Consider the following 21,203-nt stretch of genomic DNA (forward strand, 5'->3'; position numbering starts at 1 on the left):
ACGAGAGGTAAAGGTCAATGGATCGAGTTAATAAAATTATCAATATGTTAGAAAATGGTCAACATAAACAGGCCTTAAATGAATATAATCTTATATTAAAAAACGGTAGTCACGAAGAAAAGTTCCTACTTGGAGAAGAATTATTCCAGTATGGATTTTTGGTGGAAGCGAAGGCCTTAGTTGAAAGCCTATTGGAAAGTTACCCTGAAGAGGGAGAACTCCTTATTTTGTTAAGTGAAATTTTAGTTGAATCGGGAGAAGAAGAGGAAGCCATCCTTGTCCTGGAAAAAATTTCGGAACAGGATGTTAATTATGGCCAGTCTTTACTATTGTTGGCGGATCTTTATCAAATTCAAGGGCTTTTTGAAGTTTGTGAACGAAAACTTTTGAAGGCGAAAGAATTATTGCCAAATGAGGTTATTATTGATTTTGCCTTAGGAGAGCTTTATAGCGAGCAGGGTGAAATTATTAAGGCGATGGCAGCTTTTGAACTAGTTTTAAAAGAGGAAAACGAAATTGCCGGTATTAATATCCATGGTCGGATGGCAGATCTTTTAAGTACCTCCGGAGCTTTCGAAGACGCCCTTACCTATTATGATCAAGCACTAGCTGAAAAGTTAGAAATTAACACGTTATTCGGCTACGCTTTCACTTCACTTCAAGCAGGTTACAATCGGACAGCGATTGAAAAGTTTACTGAATTAAAGGAGCTTGATCCCGAATATCATTCACTTTATTTACATTTAGCGTTAAGCTATGAACGAGAAGAAGAGCTAGAAAACAGTTTCCAGACGATTAAAGAGGGCATTGGGCAGGATGAATTTAATAAGGAATTATTTTTCTACGGTGGAAAAATAGCTTTGAAGCTTGGAAAGGCTGACGAAGCTGAACAATATTTCCGTGAGGCCCTTGCCATTGATCCTGGCTTTATCGAGGCCGCCCTTACGTTAAATAAGTTCTTTTTGCAGCACGAAAGGTATGCGGATGTGATTGAGTTAATTTCTCAGCTTGATATTATGGAAGATGAAGAGCCACAGATACTATGGGACTTAGCACTTGCTTACGATAAACTTGAAGAATTTTCTTACGCATTAGACAAATATGAAAGTGCATATACTTTTTTAAAGAATAATGAAGCCTTTTTACAGGATTACGGATATTTTCTCATTGAAGAAGGAAAAACGGCCCGTGCCGCCGAAATTTTTAAACAGCTACTAAGTGTAGACCCGACCAATGGTGAGTATTTAGAAGTACTTGAACGTTTAACCAATTAGTAGAAATAAAAAAGCTGATTATGCAGAGGAGGGAAACTATCATGGCAACCCCTGTTTCTGTCAACGAGAAGAAGGATTTTATACGCTGGTTTTTAAATCATTATCAATTAAAAAGAAGAGAATGTGTATGGATTCTAAATTACTTAATGAGCCACGATCAACTAATGGAAAAGGTTCATTTTGTTGAGCAAGCACAGTATTGCCCGCGGGGTTTGATTATGTCAACGCATTGTGTCGATAAAGTGCCGTTTCGCTTTTATAAGGAAAATGTTATGACTACTGATGCTGAGAAATCCTTTCATGACATCCGGTTAAATCGGGATGAGGATATTTTTATTCAATTAAATTTTCACGCCTCCAATCAAGCGCATCAATATGCGGCAGTTCTTGAAGAAAATCCATTCGTTCCTAAACATTTACAAGTTAATGAAAAGGATGGAGTCATTGCGGAACAATTGCTGCAGCATAGTATCGAACGGTTTCAACGTGAAAAATTACTGGGGTTAATTGATGAAGCACTTGATAAGCAAGATCGTGTAGCATTTCAGCTATTAACAGAAAAATTAAATAAACTAATGGTGACGGAACAAAAAGGGAGTTTGCGATAAGCAGACTTCCTTTTTTACTTTATCTTTTAAAATGTTTGAAGATAATGATATGATTGGACTAGCTAAGAAAAAGGATTGGTGTATAAAATGAAGTGGATTCCTAAAGATATAGAGACATACCTAAATGCTAAGGAGTATGTGGATACTGCTGTTGTTCCATTATATTCGGTTTCAGTCGGGGGTGAGATGAAGCAATCGGCGGCAAACGCTGAATTTATCACACTATTAACAAGCCATCTAGAAAGGCAGTTTACAGGAAGAATATTATTATTCCCCCCATTTACTTATCTGAAAAATGGAGACAATGAAAAAGTAATGAGTGATTTGTTGAAATGGGAGAGAGATATTAGCGATAGTGAATGTAAGCATATATTTTACATAACATCCGAGCTTGATTGGCGTACACACGAACAGAAGTTAGGCGGCTCATTAATATGGCTTCCATCCCTGCCGCTAGAGCAGATGAATGATTCCCAAAAAATGGAGATGATTGATAGCCAGGTAAAACAGCTTCTCATCCTTTTTACACAAAAGTGGCATGAAAATGAGTAAAATTCTTCAGATTATATGTTTTTAAAATAGTATGATATTGACCTTACATGCAGATTGATATATCATTGTTATGTCCTAGTTTTATATGTGTTTAATAAATTGTCCGCTGGACTTAACTTCGTGAAAAGAGGGGGGGATAAGCATGAGTAAAGAGCGCGTTTCAAGACGTCAATTTTTAAGCTACACATTAACTGGTGTAGGCGGTTTTATGGCAGCCGGAATGTTAATGCCGATGGTACGTTTTGCTGTAGATCCAGTTTTAAAGGCAGAAGCAGGCGGTGATTTCATCGCAACAAAGCAAAAGGTTTCAGACTTAACAGCTGAGCCGGTTCGAGTTGACTTTACCTTCAAACAAAAGGATGCATGGTATGAGTCAGAAGTAACCAATACTGCCTGGGTTTATCGTGATGATAAGACAGATAAAATTGTAGCCCTATCACCTGTATGTAAACATTTAGGCTGTACGGTTAACTGGAATACCGATAAGGAACATCCGGGTCAATTCTTCTGTCCATGTCACTATGGCCGGTATGAGAAGGATGGTAAAAACATCGCAGGTACACCACCGCTGGCACCACTTGATGTATATCCATTCAAGGAAAAAGATGGTTTCCTATACTTAGGTAAAGCTGAACCACGGAAGGAGGCGTAATCATTGTTAAACAAAATTTACGATTGGGTAGATGAACGTTTAGATATTACGCCTTTGTGGCGCGATATCGCAGACCATGAAGTACCCGAGCATGTTAACCCTGCGCATCATTTTAGTGCGTTTGTTTACTGCTTTGGCGGTCTGACTTTCTTCGTAACAGTCATTCAAATTCTTTCAGGTATGTTTTTAACCATGTACTATGTACCGGATATTAAGAACGCCTGGGAATCTGTTTATTATCTTCAAAACGAAGTTGCTTTTGGACAAATTGTACGTGGTATGCATCACTGGGGTGCAAGTTTAGTACTTGTAATGTTGTTTTTACATACATTACGCGTCTTTTTCCAAGGTGCTTATAAAAAGCCTCGTGAATTGAACTGGATTGTCGGAGTTCTCATTTTCTTCGTCATGTTAGGATTAGGTTTCACGGGTTACTTATTACCTTGGGATATGAAAGCGTTGTTTGCAACAAAAGTTGGTCTGCAGATTGCAGAAGCAACACCATTTATTGGCAGCTATGTCAAGGTCTTACTTGCAGGTCATGAACATATAGTAGGGGCACAAACATTAACCCGTTTCTTTGCTATCCACGTGTTCTTTTTACCGGCAGCCTTATTTGGATTAATGGCAGCGCACTTCATTATGATTCGTAGACAAGGTATTTCTGGACCGCTATAAAACAGGTTTTTATCTCTACGGAAAAAGGAGGGGGATTGCTCAATGCATCGCGGAAAAGGTATGAAGTTCGTTGGTGACTCTCGTGTTCCAGCACCTGAATCACGCAAACGAATGCTCCCAAAAGATTACTCAGAATACCCTGGTAAAACAGAGGCATTCTGGCCTAACTTCCTTTTAAAAGAATGGATGATAGGCGCAGTTTTTCTTGTCGGCTTTTTATGTTTAACAGTGGCACATCCGGCACCGCTTGAAAGGATAGCGGATCCAACTGATACAGGCTATATTCCATTACCAGACTGGTATTTCTTATTCTTGTATCAATTGTTGAAATATTCGTATGCATCGGGGCCATACACGGTTGTAGGAGCTATGATCATGCCAGGATTAGCTTTTGGTGGTTTATTATTAGCACCGTTCCTTGATCGCGGACCGGAACGTCGTGCGAGAAAACGCCCACTTGCTACTGGATTTATGCTTCTAGCACTGGCTTCTATCGTATTCTTAACTTGGCAATCGGTTGCAACACATGACTGGGCTGCTGCAGAGCGCCAAGGTAAAATTGTCGCCAAGGTTGAAATCGATAAAACTAGTGAAGGTTATAAAATTGCTAATGATAATACATGTTTAACCTGCCATGGTGATAGTTTTCAGGGTGGCGCTGGAGCTCCAACATTGATTGGAACCGGCTTATCGGCTGAGGAAGTGGCGAAAATTGCCAAAGAAGGTAAAGGCGGCAAAATGCCACCAGGAATCTTTAAAGGTGATGACGAACAGCTGAAGAAACTGTCTGAATTTATCTCAGGCCTTGGTAAAGAGTAGAATGGCAAAAAAAGCTGACGAAAAGATCGTCAGTTTTTTTTATATGAATGTCAATGATGAAAAGAGGTGTATAAGTGCGCTTAATTTACCCTTTCTTAGCAAACCGATCTATTCTAAAACTGTTGCTTATTGTGAATATTGCCGGAACAATCTATGGTTACTATTGGTACGGGTGGCAGCTAAAGGAAACCCCTGGCATTTTTCTTGCTTTTGTACCTGACAGCCCGACCGCCAGCTTATTTTTTGTTTTTGTTTTAATTGCTTTTTTACTGCGGAAAAACTGGCGGATAATGGAGGCACTTGCGATTGTTACACTTTTTAAATATGGGATATGGGCCGTTGTCATGAATATTCTTGTTTATTTTGTTAACGGTGAGTTGGATTTGGTAGGATACATGTTAATATTCTCTCATTTCGCTATGGCTGTCCAAGGATTATTATTTGCACCGTTTTATCGGTTTAAATGGTGGCATTTAGTCATTACTGCGGTATGGACGCTTCACAATGATGTCATTGATTATGTTTTTTTCATGTTGCCAAGCTACCACATGCTTGACCAATATACAGCACAAATCGGCTATTTTACCTTCTGGCTATCCATTCTTTCGATCGGACTTGCCTATTACCTTGTTATAAGGCCTAATAGATTTAAACTAAAAATAAATACTTGAAGATGGTCTAACCTTGTCCACCCCTACATACATTTTATTAGTAATGAAAGGGGGGACAAGGATTGAAAATCAGATGGTTATTTTTTTTAGCAATTATCATTATGCTCACTCCCATACCTGTAAATGCTGAACAGCAAACGCCAATGGAGAAGCTGGATGATATCTCCGATGAAGCTCTTCAAATGGTAAAATTTCAAAGATATGAAGATGCAAAAAAATTACTAGATTATTTTTCAGATCAATTTACAAGTATTACGGGGACAACGAAACCCCTTTCAATGGATGAGGTTAGAATTGTTCATACCTCACATGATGAAGCGATGGAAGCAGCTGTTAGCGCCAACATGAAATATGAGGAAAGAATAAATAAACTAACAAAGTTTCGTCTTGTTATTGATGCATTAGCAACGAGTCATCAACCTTTATGGACTGAAATGGAAGAACAAATCATGACGGCTTTTCATCAGGCAAAAGCGGCAGCCACAAATGGTGATACGGCTCAATTTCATACAAACTTTAACACCTTTTTATCGTTATATAATGTTATATATCCAAGTATGAAAATAGATGTACCGGTAGAAAATATTCAAAGATTAGATGCACGGATTGATTTTATCAATGAGTATCGATCTGAAATTATGACAAATCCAAAGAGTCAACAAGAGCTGCGTGCACTAGACACAGATTTAAAAAGTCTGTTTGCCAATATGGAAGAGGATGACGCAGACCCTTCGCTTTGGTGGGTCATCATTTCAACTGGAAGTATTATTATCATGACTTTATCTTATGTAGGCTGGAGAAAGTATCAAGGAGATAAAAATCAGAAAAAAAACCGATCAAGAGACTAATAGTTTGAAGATAAAAAAGCAATGTCCACACTATGCATAAGTGGACATTGCTTTTTTAATGAGATAAGAGACTATTAATTTTAACTTCGAGAATTGTCCAGCTCCAGGCGCCATCGGCTAGTGTACTTCGCTCTTCTAATCAGTTAACGGCATTTTATTTTCATCAAGTGTAAAGCCCTCGCCGTGGACATCATGGACAACTGAAATGGATATAAATGCATGCGGGTCAACAGAAGTGATTAAGTTTTTTAAGCGGATTAATTCGTTTTTGGCAACGACACAATATAAAACATCACGTTCATTTTTTGTATAGGAACCATACCCCCGCAGTGCTGTGACACCACGTCCCATTTCCTCCATAATTTTATCTGCAATTTGGGCATTGTTTTCCGAAATGATCATTGCCCCTCTTGCAGAATATGCGCCCTCCTGCATGAAGTCAATCACTCTTGCGCCGACAAAGACTGCAACAAGTGTATACATTGCTTGTTTGTAGGAAATGTATGTAAGGGAAAGAACGATTACACAAGCATCAAACAAGAACATGGTTTTCCCCATGTTCCATCCTGCATATTTTTGGACAAGTCTGGCAATAATATCAACTCCCCCAGTTGTTCCTCCAAAACGGAAAATAATACCTAAGCCAATCCCTGTGAAGACACCCGCAAACAAGGCGGCTAACGTTAAATCGTGCTGCAGCGGCATATCTATCGAATAACGCTGAAAAATCCAAAGAAAAATTGATACACCAACAGTTCCGATAATGGTATAGAAAAAGGTGTTTTTCCCCAACAACTTCCACCCAATAAAAAATACCGGAATATTCAAGATTAAGTTTGTATAGGATGGATCCCATTTGAACAATCCATAGAAAAGGAGTGTAATACCTGTAAATCCGCCTTCGGCAAGCTTATTTTGCATATTAAAATTAACTAGCCCAAATGACATAATCGCTGTTCCCAATAGGATAAACAGGATATTTTTAAATTTAAGTCCGAATACCATGAGCCTTCCTCCTATGCCATATTTTCTCTCTTATGGCGGTTTTTATTATAGCGAATTAATAGTGCTAGAGCAATGAGTAGCGGAAAAGTGCGTGAAGAAAACAAAAACATTTGTAAATCCGTCATAATTTAGCTAACATAAAAAAGGAATAATAGAAATTTTGGCCGTTTTGGTAAAAGAGGTGGAAATCTATGTCCGAACAGAAATCGATGAGAGATCTTCAGGCGGAAGTCGATACATACATTAGTCAATTTAAAGAAGGTTATTTCAGTCCATTGGCGATGCTTGCCAGACTAACGGAAGAGCTAGGAGAGCTTGCAAGAGAAGTAAACCATTATTATGGTGAAAAACCGAAGAAATCCGGTGAGACCGAAAAGGCGATTGAAGAGGAGCTTGGCGATCTCCTGTTTGTACTTATTTGCTTTGCTAACGCCTTAAACATTGATTTGGAAGAGGCACATGATTATGTGATGAATAAATTTAATACGCGTGATAAAAACCGTTGGACAAGAATAGACAAAGAAATTATGGAGTGAGGAAGATGAATCCTATTAAGATAATCATTGCTGGGCCTCGCGGTCGCATGGGAAGTGAAGCAGTGAAATTAGCAACCAATACAGAACACTTCCAGCTGGTTGCTGCCATTGATCACAAGAATGATGGTATGATGCTTAGTGATGTAGAAGGCTTTCAAGCCATATCTAATGTACCGATTTATACAGATATTCACAATTGCCTGCAAAATGTAGGAGCAGATGTCTTAATCGACCTAACGACACCAGAGGTGGGTATGCACCATGCTAAAACTGCCCTTGAATACAATGTTCGTCCTGTAGTTGGAACAACAGGCTTTTCAAAGGGAGATTTGGAAGAACTGGAGCAAATTTGTCAGGAAAAAGGGCTTGGCTGTATCATTGCTCCCAATTTTGCGATTGGTGCGGTCTTAATGATGAAGTTCTCGCAAATGGCTGCAAAATATTTTCACGATGTAGAAATAATCGAGATGCATCATGACCAAAAGCTTGATGCTCCTTCAGGGACAGCGGTAAAAACTGCTGAAATGATATCAGCAGTAAGGGAGGCCAAGAAACAAGGGCATCCGAATGAAAAAGAAACCTTGCCAGGGGCAAGAGGAGCAGAACATGATGGAATGCATATTCATTCAGTTCGATTGCCTGGTCTAATCGCCCATCAACAGGTGTTATTTGGTTCTGATGGACAGACACTAACGGTCCGTCACGATTCCTATCACCGCGGCTCCTTTATGTCAGGAGTAAAAGTCGCTGTTGAAACAGTCATGAACCAGAATACCTTTGTTTACGGATTAGAAAATATTTTAGGTTAGGAGTCAGTTTATGAATATTGCCTTAATCGCTCATGATCAAAAGAAAAATGACTTAGTCCAATTTGTAACGGCATATCAGGGGATATTTGCCAAGCACACTTTGTTCGCAACCGGAACAACTGGCTTAAGAATTACTGAAGCAACTGGATTAAACGTAACTCGTTTTAAATCAGGTCCATTAGGTGGCGACCAAGAAATTGGCGCCAGGATTGCTAATAATAAAATGGATGCCATCTTCTTCTTCCGAGATCCCTTAACGGCACAGCCTCATGAACCGGATGTAACGGCGCTTGTCAGACTTTGTGATGTCTATGCTATTCCTCTTGCTACGAATATGGGTTCTGCCGAATTGCTAATAAGGGGTTTAGAAATGGGTCTAATGGAATGGAGAAATGTCGTCAAAGAGAATGGTGAGGGAAATGAAGGATAAACGTTTACATATTCTCGCTTTTGGTGCACATGCTGATGATGTAGAAATCGGTATGGCTGGAACCATCGCGAAACTAGCTTCACAAGGAAAACAGATTGGGATTTGTGATTTGACAGATGCTGATCTTTCCTCAAATGGGAATGTAATGATAAGGAAAGAGGAAGCTGCACGTTCAGCTGATATTTTAGATGTATCAATACGAACTACACTTGGTTTTCCCGATAGAGGATTACTTCTAAATGAAGAGTACATAAGGAAGATTGCAGATGTGATTCGAACACTCAAGCCTGAAGTGGTTTTTGCTCCTTATTTTGAGGACCGCCATCCGGATCATGGGAATTGTGCCAGGCTTGTAGAAGAAGCTGTTTTTTCTGCAGGGATAAGGAAGTTTAAAACGGATGGATGTGCCGACCCACATCGAGTAAAAAGAGTTTATTTTTATATGATTAATGGTTTTCATACACCAGATTTTACTGTTGATATTTCAGGATTCATCGATAAAAAACTGGCGGCATTACGTGCCTATCAAAGCCAATTTGAATTATCGGAGCAAAGTTTCGATACCCCACTTGTGAATGGCTATATTGAAACAGTGGAAGCAAGGGAAAGAATGTTTGGAAAGTTGGTCGGGGTAACCTATGCTGAGGGCTTCAAAGCGAAGGTTCCAATCCTTTTGAAGCATGATTTGATAGGAGAATAAAGATGCGGAAACTTAAAATTGGAATTACCTGCTACCCCACTGTAGGTGGTTCGGGTGTAGTTGCAACAGAGTTGGGTAAGATGCTTGCCGAGAAAGGGCATGAAATTCACTTTATTTCATCAAGCCTCCCCTTTCGATTAAATAAAATGTACCACAATATTTATTACCATCAGGTGGATGTGAATCAATATTCTGTTTTTCAATATGCTCCTTACGATATCGCGTTAGCTAGTAAAATGGCTGAAGTAGCCAACCGGGAAAATTTGGATATTCTTCATGTCCATTATGCCATTCCACATGCCGTTTGTGCCATTTTAGCCAAGCAAATGTCCAACAAGGATATAAAGATTGTTACAACCTTGCACGGAACGGACATTACGGTTTTAGGCTATGACCCATCATTAACAAATGCGATTAAATTCGGAATTGAAAAATCAGATACCGTAACAGCCGTTTCCAATTCCTTAGTTAATCAGACTTATGAGCTCATCAATCCAGATAAACAGATTGAAACAGTCTATAATTTTATTGATGAACGAATCTACCAAAAAACGGATGCTGCTGACTTAAAGACGCAATTGGAGATTAAAGAAGAGGAAAAAGTCATTATTCATGTCTCAAATTTTCGTGCGGTTAAACGGGTACAAGATGTGGTAAGAACATTTGCAAGAATTGCTGCGGCTATGCCAGCCAAATTACTGCTCGTCGGTGATGGACCTGAAATGACCATCGTTTGTAAACTTGTCAGAAAGCTATCGATCGAGGATCAAGTTATCTTCCTTGGAAAACAAGAAAATCTTGAGGAATTATATTCTATTAGTGATCTCAAGCTATTATTGTCGGAAAAAGAGAGCTTTGGTCTCGTTGCGCTCGAGGCAATGGCATGTGGTGTCCCATGTATTGGAACGAATGTCGGGGGTATTCCTGAGGTGATTCAACATGGCGTAAATGGATATATTTGTGAAGTATCTGATATTGGAGATATAGCAGAAAAGGCCATTTCACTTTTGACGGATAACAAGCTGCATCAACAATTTTCTCAAGCATCGGTAAATACCGTTCATACAAAATTTAAGGCTGAACAAATCGTTGAACAATATGAGCAGATATATTATAAACTGCTGAATTAGGTGAAAAAGATGAAAGAACCATTTTTATCAGCCAATCCTGTTTTAAAAAGATTAGAAGAGGCCGGATACGAGGCTTATTTTGTAGGTGGATCTGTTAGAGATTATTTGTTGAATAAAACGATTAATGATGTTGACATTGCAACATCTGCAACACCCGAAGAGGTGAAAGAAATTTTCCCAAAAACCGTTGATATCGGAATCGAACATGGAACTGTTCTCGTTTTATTCAATCAGCAATCCTATGAAATTACCACCTTTCGGACTGAGGGAGAGTATCAGGATTACCGAAGACCGAAAGAGGTCTCGTTTATTCGCAATTTACAGGAGGACCTGCAGCGCAGAGATTTCACCATGAATGCTATTGCAATGGATCGCTATGGGACACTTATTGATCCATTTAATGGTCAACTGGCCATCAGGGAAAAAGTGATTAGGACTGTGGGTTCTGCCAATAATCGTTTTCAAGAAGACGCTTTAAGGATGATGAGAGCGATACGTTTTGTCAGCCAGCTCTCCTTTACTATCGAAGAGGAAACCCGTCAGGCTTTGGTAAATCTTGTTCCATTACTTACAAATATAGCGGTAGAACGAAAAAGAGCAGAGTTTGAAAAGCTACTTGTTGGGAAAAACTGCAATAACGGATTGAGAATTTTATTGGAAACGAATGTATTTACTTATTTACCGGGTTTAGCCAATAAAAAGGAGCAAATTGAAAAATTAGTAGAGTTCGATGTTGATGGACTGTCAAAAAAGGAAATGTGGTCATTTCTCCTTTTTTGTTTAAACGTGGAGGGAAAATCAATTGGACCGTTTCTAAGGGATTGGCGGCTGCCGCTTAAAGAAATTAAAGATATTCAGCAAATCTTGTTTTTTGTTAAAAAAAGGCTTGAGCAAGAATGGTCCATTTATGATTTATATTCTGCGGGCAGTGACACCATTACCTCAACAGAAAGGCTATACAACAGGATTAAAGGATTAACTGGTGTGGAATCACTTCAATACTGGATGGCTCAATATCATAAGCTCCCGATTAAGCAACGCTCAGAAATCGCTGTTTCAGGAGTCGACTTAATGGCATGGTTTAATCAACAGGGTGGCCCATGGCTAAAGGAAACCATGCTAGAAATTGAACAGGCGGTTATTAATGAAATAGTAGAAAATGATAAGAATACAATTAAGGAGTGGCTCTTAAGGTGTCAGAAATAAGAATAAAACTACTCGATGCCTTTACGAATGCGGGTGAATCCTTTTTATCAGGACAGCATCTTGCAGACCTTATTGGTTGCTCAAGAACAGCGGTTTGGAAGCATATTGAGGAATTAAGAAAAGAAGGCTTTGAATTAGAAGCTGTCCGAAATAAAGGGTATCGAGTTGTCAAAACGCCTGAAAGAATTACTGCAGACGAAATTAGGCTAGGCTTGCAAACTAGCTTGATTGGCAGGAACATCTACTATGAAGAAAGCGTCGAATCCACACAAATTATTGCCGGACGTTTGTCCAATGAGAATGTTCCAGAAGGAACTATTATTATAGCGGAAGAACAACTGTCCGGGAAAGGAAGAATGAACAGAACATGGCATTCTCCTAAATATACTGGAATATGGATGAGTCTCATTCTAAGGCCGAATATACAACTCACTAAGGCGCCGCAACTGACACTTTTAACAGCGGTAGCCATTGTTCATGCAATTGAAGAAGAAACTGGACTGCAACCGGAAATAAAATGGCCTAATGATATTTTATTGGCGGGAAAAAAAGTGACCGGAATCTTAACAGAATTACATGCCGAAGCCGACCGCATCCATTCCATCATTATTGGGATTGGCATTAATGTAAATCAAAAGATGGAAGATTTCCCGAGTGAACTTCAAGAAAAGGCCAGTTCCCTTTCGATTGAAAAAGGGGAATTGATTTCTCGAGCTGGTTTGATTAGGAGTTTTTTCAAGCACTTTGAAAAATTGTATATGCTTTACTTAGAACAAGGATTTTTTCCAATTAAGCTTTTATGGGAAGGTTACGCAGTAAGTATTGGTAAAATTCTAAAAGCTAGAACATTAACAAATGTTATTGAAGGAAAAGCGCTGGGAATAACAGATGATGGGGTATTAATATTGGAGGATGAGACAGGTGTCGTCCACCATATTTATTCTGCAGACATTGAGGTTTGATAACAGTGCTTGCCCATATCAGAATATTTGTATATAATTTTCTTGGGCAGTATCTTTTAAGAACTGCACCTTTTTGTAAACCGATTATCAAAATTAAAAAGGTTTCTGCCTAGATCCGAATATCGGACCGGGACAGAGGGATGGAACTTGCAATGAGAAACAAAGATCCTCTGCCTACAGAAGGGTCTTTTTTATTTGATTTGCAAACTCGTTTTATCACCTCTCCCATACTTTAAGGAGGGAAAAATGATGAAGCAAACAACGGACTTTTTGAAAATGAAGGAAAATGGAGAAAAGATTGTTATGTTGACTGCCTACGATTTTCCGTCGGCTAAACAGGCGGAACAAGGTGGAGTAGACGTCATTTTAGTTGGAGATTCACTTGGAATGGTGGTCCTCGGTTATGACTCTACTATTCCTGTGACAATAGAGGATATGATACATCATACGAAAGCAGTTAAACGAGGAGCAAAAGAGACCTTTATTGTCACCGATCTCCCATTTTTATCCTATCATTTATCCGTTAAGGATACATTACTAAATGCGGGAAGGCTTTTACAAGAGGCAGGGGCACATGCAGTTAAGCTTGAAGGGGCAGATGAAGTAATCGAAAAAATCGCGGCGCTCACACAGGCAGGTATCCCAGTGTGTGGTCATTTAGGACTGACACCGCAATCTGTTGGAGTATTAGGCGGATATAAAGTGCAGGGTAAGGATGCAACAGCAGCCAAAAAATTAATAGAAGATGCGAAAACGATTGAAGAATCGGGCGCTTTCGCACTTGTCTTGGAATGTGTACCAAAGCAATTGGCTGAAGAGGTTGCCGGAGCGATTTCTATACCTGTAATTGGTATTGGAGCCGGGCTTTATGTGGACGGGCAGGTTCTTGTCTATCACGATATTTTAGGCTATGGTGTCGACCGGGTGCCGAAGTTCGTAAAGCAATACCATGCGGTCAACCCATTCATGGTTGAATCAATCCAAGCGTATGCTGCAGATGTGAAAAACAAACAATTTCCAGAAGATAAACATTCTTTTACAATGAAGGAAGATGAACTGAAGGTACTTTATGGAGGCAAGCAATGAAGGTCATTACATCCATTAAAGACATGCAAACTGAAATGTCGCTGCAAAAGCGGTTGGGGAAATCGATTGGTTTTGTCCCGACAATGGGGTATCTCCATGAAGGCCATTTAACGCTTGTTTCTCAAGCAAGGAAAGAAAACGATCTGATTGTCTTAAGTATATTTGTCAATCCGCTGCAATTTGGGCCAACAGAGGACTTTTCAAGCTATCCTCGTGATTTTGAGCGTGACCGTGCTTTGGCGGAAGCAGAAAAGGTAGATTACATTTTTTATCCGTCTGAAGAGGAAATGTATCCAAATGTTCCTTCAGTCAAGGCTGTTGTAAAAGAAAGGACAGATGTATTATGCGGCGAGTCGCGTCCAGGGCATTTTGACGGGGTCGCTACCATTCTAACAAAATTATTTACTATCATCACACCCACAAGGGCTTATTTTGGAAAAAAGGATGCCCAGCAAGTAGCTGTCGTTGCTGGATTAATCGCGGATTTTAATTTCCCTATCGAGTTAATTGCTGTAGACATCGTTCGGGAAGCGGACGGGCTTGCGAAGAGCTCCCGCAATGTTAATCTATTACCGGAAGAGAGGCAACAAGCAACCATTCTTTATAAAAGCCTGCATACAGCAAAAAATGCAATCGATCAAGGTGAGCAGAACCCTTCTATGCTAATGAACCTGATTACCGAAATGATTACACAAGGATCTAACGGACAAGTTGATTATGTTGAAATACTATCGTATCCCCAATTAAAATCATTGGAAAAATTAGAGGGTACCATTATCGTAGCGCTTGCTGTAAAATTCTCTAAAGTTCGTTTAATAGACAATGTCATTATTCAAATAGATTAGATAAAATTTTTGCGACATCAGGGGAGGAATACTCTTGTTTCGGACGATGATGAATGGAAAAATCCACCGAGCAACGGTTACAGAGGCTAATTTAAACTATGTTGGCAGTATTACGATAGATGAAGATATTATTGATGCGGTCGGAATGACAGCAAATGAGAAAGTGCAAATTGTAAACAATAACAATGGTGCCCGCTTAGAAACGTATATTATTCCCGGAGAAAGAGGCAGTGGTGTTATTTGTTTAAATGGCGCGGCAGCACGCCTTGTCCAAGAAGGGGATATTGTCATCATTATTTCCTATGCACTTGTCCCAGAGGAAAAGATTCAAACTCATACACCAAAAGTAGCGATTATGGATGAAAATAATCAAATTAAGGAACTCATCTATCAAGAACCGGCACTTACAATTATGTAATGGAGAGGGGGCCCCCATTTTATGGGAGGGTCCCCTTCTTCTATTTTAATTTTTACTAAGACAATGGTAGAATTAAAATCATTATAGGTTTATTATCTTTTACTTGATAACGATCTTTGTGCAACGGTTTAAGGAACGAAGGTTTGGGGTGGAAATGAATGTTAAATAAATTTGTTGTTATAGATTTGGAGACCACGGGAAATCTTCCGAAAAAAAGTGATAAAATTATTCAATTTGCTGCGGTGGTCATTGAAAACGGGAAAATCACCGAAAAATTTTCATCGCTCATCAATCCAAAAAAGGCGATTCCGCCGTTTATTGAAGAATTGACTGGAATCAATGATGATATGGTCGCAGGTGCACCGTTGTTTTCTGAAATTGCTGAGAAAGTTACGTCACTGCTTGAGGGGGCCTATTTTGTTGCCCATAATGTATTATTTGATCTATCCTTTATGCAGGAAGAATTAATCCAAGCGGGTGGGGAAGGATTTTTCGGCCCTGTATTAGATACAGTGGAAATGGCTAGAATTTTATATCCGACTGCAGATGGTTATAAACTTTCTGATTTGGCTGAGAAGGAGAACTTAAATCATGACAGGCCACACCAGGCAGATAGTGATGCCCTGGTTACAGCCGAGTTATTTCTCCTTCTGTTAAGTCGATTAGCTGCCTTGCCTCAAATAACGATTAGACAAATTACACAATTATCAGGTGGGCTAAAAAGCGATCTTCAACAACTGCTAGATGAATTGATCAATTCGGTGGGGGAAATTCGGGATCAATTACCGGATTCTATTGAAGTATATAATGATTTAGCCATAAAGAAATATTCCGTTAAAGTTGGGGTAGAGTCAGAAAAAAAGGATGTTTTGTACCCAGCTGATGAGAAAGATAAAATAGAGATGATTAAGCACGGATTTCAATTTTTTGAAAAGCGATTGGGTCAATTTCAGATGATGGATACTGTTTACGAATCATTTCAGACCCAAAGGAATACGTTAATTGAAGCGGGAACAGGAGTCGGTAAATCACTTGGTTATCTGCTCCCGATTGCCTACTTTTCAAAACAACATAATCTTCCCGTAATTGTTAGTACACATACCATTCAATTACAGGAACAAATTTTGAAAAATGAAATTCCACTTTTGGCTAAAATCATCCCTTTTACCATCACCACTGTGCTTTTAAAAGGAAGAAATCATTATTTAAGCCTTGATAAGTTTCATCAAACATTAATGGACGAAAACGATAATTATGATACGACTTTAACAAAAATGCAAATACTTGTTTGGCTGACTGAAACGGACACAGGTGATAAGGATGAATTGAATCTCTCAAGCGGTGGCCTCCTTTATTGGAATAAAATCAAGGATGAACCGAATGTTTATTCCCAAAATAATGGATGGCGGGAAAGAGATTTTTATCTTAGAGCAAAAAACAAAGCGCATGCTGCTGATATTGTCATTACCAACCACTCCTTATTATTAAGTGATCTTAAAGGTGAAGGTTCTATTTTACCTGCAGCTGATTTTGTGGTGATTGATGAAGGACATCACCTTGAAAAGGTAGCAAGCCGTTTTTTTGGTTATTCATTAGATTATTTTTCCACAAGGATGCTTCTCGGACATTTTGGTTTGTATGAACAAAAACAACTCTTTTATGAATTGGAAAAACTAATCGCTCCAATACATAAAAAAGAGACAAACCTGATTCCTGCTTTTGAATTGAATCGATTGATGATGGAACTTACCTATGAAATGGATGAGTTCTTTAAATTGATTGCCCTTTACGCCAAAACAAAGCTTACCAATAAAAAGAGTTATAATCGTATTAAGGTACGATTGTCGGATGCAGGTAGCAGGAAGGAAAAAAATGCCCTTGTTCATTGTGCAGAGAGGTTTGCCTTTTTACTTAAGGATTTACACTCAGCCATTACCAATCGTCTCAACTGGATTAAAACTGAGAAATTAATATTAACAAGTGAAGACGAAAATAAAATCGAAGAAATTTTTACATTTGTAAATGAGCTTGAAGAGCTGCGCAATACAGTGATTAGTTGCTTTATTAAGGAAACGAAGGATGTAAAATGGATTGAAATGGATATCCGTGCACCGCAAAATATCACGACGTTTATCGCTCAGCCTGCTTTTGTTGCTGAACAGCTTAAGGAGAAATTTTTTCGGGCAAAAAAGGCAGTTGTGTTGACATCCGCAACCTTGTCAGTAAATAATTCGTTTGATTATATCATGACTGAACTTGGTCTCAATGCGGTTTCTACTAAACAAATGACAATCCCTTCACCATTTAACTATAAGAATCAAGTACAGTTGTGCATTCCAGATGACATACCGGAAATTAATACTGTGACATTAGAAGAGTATGTGATTGCGATTACGGAACATATCATCACGATTGCTGAGGCTACAAAAGGAAGAATGTTAATCCTTTTTACAGCCAATGACATGCTTAAGAGAACATATGAGCTAATAAAGGAGAGCGGCTTCTTAGATGAGTATGTCCTCATTGCGCAAGGTATTACGAGTGGTAGCCGAACAAGGTTAACAAGGAATTTTCAACGCTATGAAAAGGCTATATTACTAGGGACAAGTAGTTTCTGGGAAGGGGTAGATATTCCCGGTGAAGACCTATCCTGCCTTGTGATTGTAAGGCTTCCGTTTAGCCCGCCCGACGAACCGCTCACAGAGGCGAAATGTCAGCTAATCGAGCAACGTGGCGGTAACCCTTTTAATGAATATTCACTCCCTGAAGCGATTCTCCGTTTTAAACAAGGATTTGGCCGGTTAATTCGGACGGAAAAAGACCGTGGTATCATGTTTGTCTTTGATAGAAGGATCGTTACGACCAAATACGGAAGATCCTTTTTACAATCAGTCCCTGAAATCCCGGTAAAAAAAGGGACAATTAATGAACTAGTAAAAATTATTCCTAATTGGTTATTATAAAAATATGGAAATTTACACATCCTATTTGATAATAGGAGGCGTAAATGTATGAAAATATTGTTTATGATCTTAAGCCTTTTTATTCCAAGTACCTTTATTGCAAAGGCAGAAACAGCTATTTCTAGTAACATTGAAAATATCGATTTAAAACTGAAAGAGCACGAAGCGGCGGTGACGTTTTTGGATCTATCAATAGGTGAAGCTACACTTATTCAAGGTCCAAATAGTAAAAATATATTAATTAACGTAGGTGGGAAAGGAACGAAAGCCGAATTAGCAAGTTGGCTTTCTCTTTATAATGTGAAAGAGATTTCGGCTCTTTTCTTAACAAATGATGGCCAAGACCTTTCATACAATACCCTAAATCAATTGATTGCTGAATATAACATAAAAGAAATCATGACAACACCGGAACTTTCGAAACAATTAGAAGAAAATATTAACCGATCCCTTGCAATAACGATTGTTGCTTTGGAAGAGGGGATAAAAAAAGAAATCCTTCCTGAAATGACTGCCGGAGTCCAATTTGTTGGGAATGAAGAAAATGAAGGAATGGATTTACTGCTGAATTTTTACCAACATAACATATTTTTAATGACATCCTTCAGTCAACGTGCGGAACAAACACTATTAAAGAAGGCGCTAAAAGATGTTAACGTTTTTAAAATTCCCAACAATAATAAGGAAGTCTCATTTTCTGATGAATTTATTGCGCATCTTAATCCACAAATTTCTATCCTTTTTTCTCCACGGAGACATGAGCAACAAGCAGATATACTTCATGAATTGCATGGTATTTGGTCAGAAGTGTATTTTACAAAAAAACATGGTACGGTCTCGATTAAATTTACTAAAACAAACTATGAGGTTATTACCATTCCAGCTAAGGAAGAATAATTGCAGGAAAAAAATTGTGATAAATTAATGAAGATCTGAAGCATATCCTGGATTATCCTGTTATAATAATTAGAAAGATTCTGCACAGGCAGTGTTAAAGTAGAAAAAAGGAGAAATAAGGATGGAAAGTAAAATTGAAGTTTTATCAACAGTTAAGATCCAATACAGCTCGGATTTATATAAAATTGTTGACTCCCTAAATCGCACCTTAAAGCAAAAGGATCTCATGTTTGGGCTTGCCCTTGATCGAGAAGACCAAAGTAAAGCAATTTTTACAATATATCGTACATAAAGAAGTGAATAGAATGAAAAAGTGGATTATTTTCCTCGTATTATTTCTGTTAGTCATTATTGGAACGTTCATAAAAGTATATTTTTCTGCCTTAGAACCAGTAAAGATGGCGGAAAAAAAAGCTGTCACACTGGCAAATAAAAAGGTTCAAATTGATAAAGTAGAGGATTTTCATCTATACAATGGGTTAGAGAAAGTAAATGTGATTGAAGCAAATGATAAGAAGGGTGAAAAGATCATCGTCTGGATCCCTGATAAAAGTAAGAAGGTTTTTGTGAAAAAAGCCAAAGATGGATTATCAAAAGAGGAAGCAGTGCAAAAACTTTTGCAAGAAAAAAAACCTAAAAAAATTATTTCAGTTCGTTTGGGTATGCAAAAAAACATTCCATTATGGGAAATTTATTACCGTTCTGATAATAACTTAATAAATTATTATTATGTTCTTTTTGAAACTGGTGAGTGGTATCAAAATATTGATAATTTATAGAATGCTTGGGGAATGGGGGAAGAGAAATGGCAGTGAAATTAGCAAATCGGGTGATGGCACTTACACCTTCATCAACGTTAGCTATTACGGCAAAAGCTAAGGAATTAAAGGAACAGGGGGAAGATGTCATTGGTTTAGGGGCGGGCGAGCCCGACTTTAATACGCCGCAGCATATATTGGATGCGGCATCTCAATCCATGAATGAGGGATATACAAAGTATACACCTTCTGCAGGTCTTCCTGCTTTAAAACAAGCAATCATTAAAAAGCTAGAAACGGATCAGGGTTTAACCTATAAACCAAATCAAATTATTGTTGGAAATGGTGCAAAACATGTCCTTTATACCCTATTTCAAGTTCTCTTAAATGATGGGGACGAGGTAATCATTCCTACCCCATATTGGGTAAGCTACCCTGAACAAGTTAAATTAGCAGGTGGTATCCCAGTTTATATTGAAGGGCATGAACGAAATCAATTTAAGATTTCACCGCAACAATTAAAAGAGGCTATTTCTGACAAGACAAAAGCAGTCATCATCAATTCACCGAGCAATCCTACAGGGGTATTATATCCCGCAGAAGAACTTCGTGAATTGGGTAAAGTTTGCCTGGAGAAGGATATTCTTATTGTCTCAGATGAAATATATGAAAAGCTGGTTTATTTTGGTGTAAAGCATGTCTCCATCGCAGAACTTTCACCGGAGCTTAAAGAACAAACCATTGTTATAAATGGTGTTTCTAAGTCCCATTCGATGACAGGCTGGAGAATTGGCTATGCTGCTGGGAATAAACAGATAGTCGAGGCAATGACGAACCTTGCGAGTCATAGTACATCAAATCCGACAACAACTGCCCAATATGCGGCAATCGCTGCCTATAACGGTTCGCAGGAGCCAGTGGAAGAAATGCGACAAGCCTTTGAAAAAAGATTAGAAATTATTTATAATAAATTGGTTGCCATACCCGGATTCACTTGTGTGAAGCCGGAAGGAGCTTTTTACTTGTATCCAAATGTGATGGAAGCTGCAGAAATGACCGGATATAATCATGTTGATGACTTTGTGGAGGCATTACTAGTTGAAGCAAAAGTGGCGGTAATTCCTGGATCTGGATTCGGAACGCCGGATAATATTCGTCTATCCTATGCAACATCACTTGAGCAATTAGAAGCAGCAGTAGCACGAATTCATCAGTTTGTTGAATCAAAGCGCTAAGATTAAAAACAAAAGCCTCTAGGGCGCTGGTGCTGGATTCAGATAACTATTCCAAGTTATCCACACTAATATTAATCTATAATTTCCTAGACAACTAAAAAGTCTGCGCTCCGCAGGCTTT

Annotated in this window: 24 protein-coding genes; 23 read left to right on the top strand and 1 reads right to left on the bottom strand. The window is 38.6% G+C overall.

The genetic code is table 11. The features are described from left to right. The first annotated feature begins 17 nt into the window (after positions 1-17). From G6554_RS09460 to ypjB, 8 genes are all read left to right on the top strand, one after another. Positions 18-1,274, top strand: a complete 1,257-nt coding sequence (locus G6554_RS09460; protein ID WP_166241104.1) for a tetratricopeptide repeat protein — start codon at positions 18-20, stop codon at positions 1,272-1,274. A gap of 41 nt (positions 1,275-1,315) precedes the next feature. Then, positions 1,316-1,882 (top strand): ReoY family proteolytic degradation factor, encoded by a 567-nt coding sequence (locus tag G6554_RS09465; RefSeq protein ID WP_166241106.1) that lies wholly within the window; start codon positions 1,316-1,318, stop codon positions 1,880-1,882. A gap of 87 nt (positions 1,883-1,969) precedes the next feature. After that, positions 1,970-2,434 (top strand): YpiF family protein, encoded by a 465-nt coding sequence (locus tag G6554_RS09470; protein WP_166241108.1) that lies wholly within the window; start codon positions 1,970-1,972, stop codon positions 2,432-2,434. Positions 2,435-2,576: 142 nt separating this feature from the next. Further along, positions 2,577-3,086, top strand: a complete 510-nt coding sequence (locus G6554_RS09475) for a QcrA and Rieske domain-containing protein (protein ID WP_166241110.1) — start codon at positions 2,577-2,579, stop codon at positions 3,084-3,086. Positions 3,087-3,089: 3 nt separating this feature from the next. After that, positions 3,090-3,764, top strand: a complete 675-nt coding sequence (qcrB, locus tag G6554_RS09480; protein ID WP_007084860.1) for a menaquinol-cytochrome c reductase cytochrome b subunit — start codon at positions 3,090-3,092, stop codon at positions 3,762-3,764. A 42-nt stretch (positions 3,765-3,806) separates the two neighbouring features. Next, a complete protein-coding gene (locus tag G6554_RS09485; RefSeq protein ID WP_166241112.1) occupies positions 3,807-4,583 on the top strand; it encodes a menaquinol-cytochrome c reductase cytochrome b/c subunit in 777 nt (258 codons plus the stop codon). A gap of 74 nt (positions 4,584-4,657) precedes the next feature. Beyond that, entirely contained in the window at positions 4,658-5,254 is a 597-nt protein-coding gene (gene lhaT, locus G6554_RS09490) for a lipoprotein heptaprenylglyceryl N-acetyltransferase LhaT (RefSeq protein ID WP_166241114.1), read from the top strand. A 62-nt stretch (positions 5,255-5,316) separates the two neighbouring features. Continuing rightward, positions 5,317-6,102: a sporulation protein YpjB gene (gene ypjB / locus G6554_RS09495; RefSeq protein WP_166241116.1), complete on the top strand. Its 786-nt coding sequence runs from the start codon at positions 5,317-5,319 to the stop codon at positions 6,100-6,102. Between the two features lie 135 nt (positions 6,103-6,237). Here ypjB and G6554_RS09500 read toward each other — a convergent pair whose 3' ends face one another. Then, a complete protein-coding gene (locus G6554_RS09500; protein WP_166241118.1) occupies positions 6,238-7,107 on the bottom strand; it encodes a YitT family protein in 870 nt (289 codons plus the stop codon). A gap of 191 nt (positions 7,108-7,298) precedes the next feature. Here G6554_RS09500 and G6554_RS09505 point away from each other — a divergent pair, with 191 nt between their 5' ends. The 15 genes from G6554_RS09505 to G6554_RS09575 all read left to right on the top strand — a co-directional run bounded on the left by G6554_RS09505 (position 7,299) and on the right by G6554_RS09575 (position 21,082). Further along, entirely contained in the window at positions 7,299-7,643 is a 345-nt protein-coding gene (locus tag G6554_RS09505; RefSeq protein WP_166241120.1) for a nucleotide pyrophosphohydrolase, read from the top strand. Positions 7,644-7,648: 5 nt separating this feature from the next. After that, a complete protein-coding gene (gene dapB / locus G6554_RS09510) occupies positions 7,649-8,452 on the top strand; it encodes a 4-hydroxy-tetrahydrodipicolinate reductase (protein WP_166241122.1) in 804 nt (267 codons plus the stop codon). 10 nt (positions 8,453-8,462) lie between these two features. Then, complete coding sequence (mgsA, locus tag G6554_RS09515; protein ID WP_166241124.1) at positions 8,463-8,882, top strand: methylglyoxal synthase; 420 nt, start codon at positions 8,463-8,465, stop codon at positions 8,880-8,882. Further along, a complete protein-coding gene (gene bshB1, locus G6554_RS09520; protein ID WP_207342926.1) occupies positions 8,872-9,582 on the top strand; it encodes a bacillithiol biosynthesis deacetylase BshB1 in 711 nt (236 codons plus the stop codon). The genes mgsA and bshB1 overlap by 11 nt, the downstream gene beginning before the upstream one ends. A gap of 2 nt (positions 9,583-9,584) precedes the next feature. After that, a complete protein-coding gene (bshA, locus tag G6554_RS09525) occupies positions 9,585-10,712 on the top strand; it encodes an N-acetyl-alpha-D-glucosaminyl L-malate synthase BshA (protein WP_166241126.1) in 1,128 nt (375 codons plus the stop codon). 9 nt (positions 10,713-10,721) lie between these two features. Further along, positions 10,722-11,918 carry a CCA tRNA nucleotidyltransferase gene (locus tag G6554_RS09530; RefSeq protein ID WP_166241128.1) on the top strand — a complete coding sequence of 399 codons (1,197 nt, stop codon included), beginning with the start codon at positions 10,722-10,724 and terminating at the stop codon, positions 11,916-11,918. Then, positions 11,906-12,880, top strand: coding sequence for a biotin--[acetyl-CoA-carboxylase] ligase (locus tag G6554_RS09535; RefSeq protein ID WP_166241130.1), 975 nt, complete (start codon positions 11,906-11,908; stop codon positions 12,878-12,880). The genes G6554_RS09530 and G6554_RS09535 overlap by 13 nt, the downstream gene beginning before the upstream one ends. A 249-nt stretch (positions 12,881-13,129) precedes the next feature. After that, positions 13,130-13,966 carry a 3-methyl-2-oxobutanoate hydroxymethyltransferase gene (gene panB / locus G6554_RS09540; RefSeq protein WP_166241178.1) on the top strand — a complete coding sequence of 279 codons (837 nt, stop codon included), beginning with the start codon at positions 13,130-13,132 and terminating at the stop codon, positions 13,964-13,966. Beyond that, the gene (gene panC / locus G6554_RS09545; RefSeq protein ID WP_166241132.1) at positions 13,963-14,811 is read left to right on the top strand and encodes a pantoate--beta-alanine ligase; all 849 of its coding nucleotides are present in this window, start codon (positions 13,963-13,965) and stop codon (positions 14,809-14,811) included. The genes panB and panC overlap by 4 nt, the downstream gene beginning before the upstream one ends. Before the next feature lie 34 nt (positions 14,812-14,845). Next, entirely contained in the window at positions 14,846-15,229 is a 384-nt protein-coding gene (gene panD, locus G6554_RS09550; RefSeq protein WP_166241134.1) for an aspartate 1-decarboxylase, read from the top strand. Positions 15,230-15,387: 158 nt separating this feature from the next. After that, entirely contained in the window at positions 15,388-18,192 is a 2,805-nt protein-coding gene (dinG, locus tag G6554_RS09555; protein ID WP_166241136.1) for an ATP-dependent DNA helicase DinG, read from the top strand. Positions 18,193-18,240: 48 nt separating this feature from the next. Continuing rightward, positions 18,241-19,089: a ComEC/Rec2 family competence protein gene (locus G6554_RS09560; protein WP_166241139.1), complete on the top strand. Its 849-nt coding sequence runs from the start codon at positions 18,241-18,243 to the stop codon at positions 19,087-19,089. Between the two features lie 121 nt (positions 19,090-19,210). Then, positions 19,211-19,381 carry a YpmA family protein gene (locus G6554_RS09565; protein ID WP_166241141.1) on the top strand — a complete coding sequence of 57 codons (171 nt, stop codon included), beginning with the start codon at positions 19,211-19,213 and terminating at the stop codon, positions 19,379-19,381. Between the two features lie 13 nt (positions 19,382-19,394). Next, a complete protein-coding gene (locus G6554_RS09570) occupies positions 19,395-19,868 on the top strand; it encodes a cell wall elongation regulator TseB-like domain-containing protein (protein ID WP_166241143.1) in 474 nt (157 codons plus the stop codon). A 32-nt stretch (positions 19,869-19,900) separates the two neighbouring features. Then, on the top strand, positions 19,901-21,082 hold the full coding sequence (locus G6554_RS09575) for an aminotransferase class I/II-fold pyridoxal phosphate-dependent enzyme (RefSeq protein WP_166241180.1): 1,182 nt from the start codon (positions 19,901-19,903) through the stop codon (positions 21,080-21,082). The last annotated feature ends 121 nt before the right edge of the window (positions 21,083-21,203 follow it).

It is taken from the genome of Bacillus sp. MM2020_4, assembly GCF_011250555.1.
GTDB lineage: Bacteria > Bacillota > Bacilli > Bacillales > Cytobacillaceae > Neobacillus.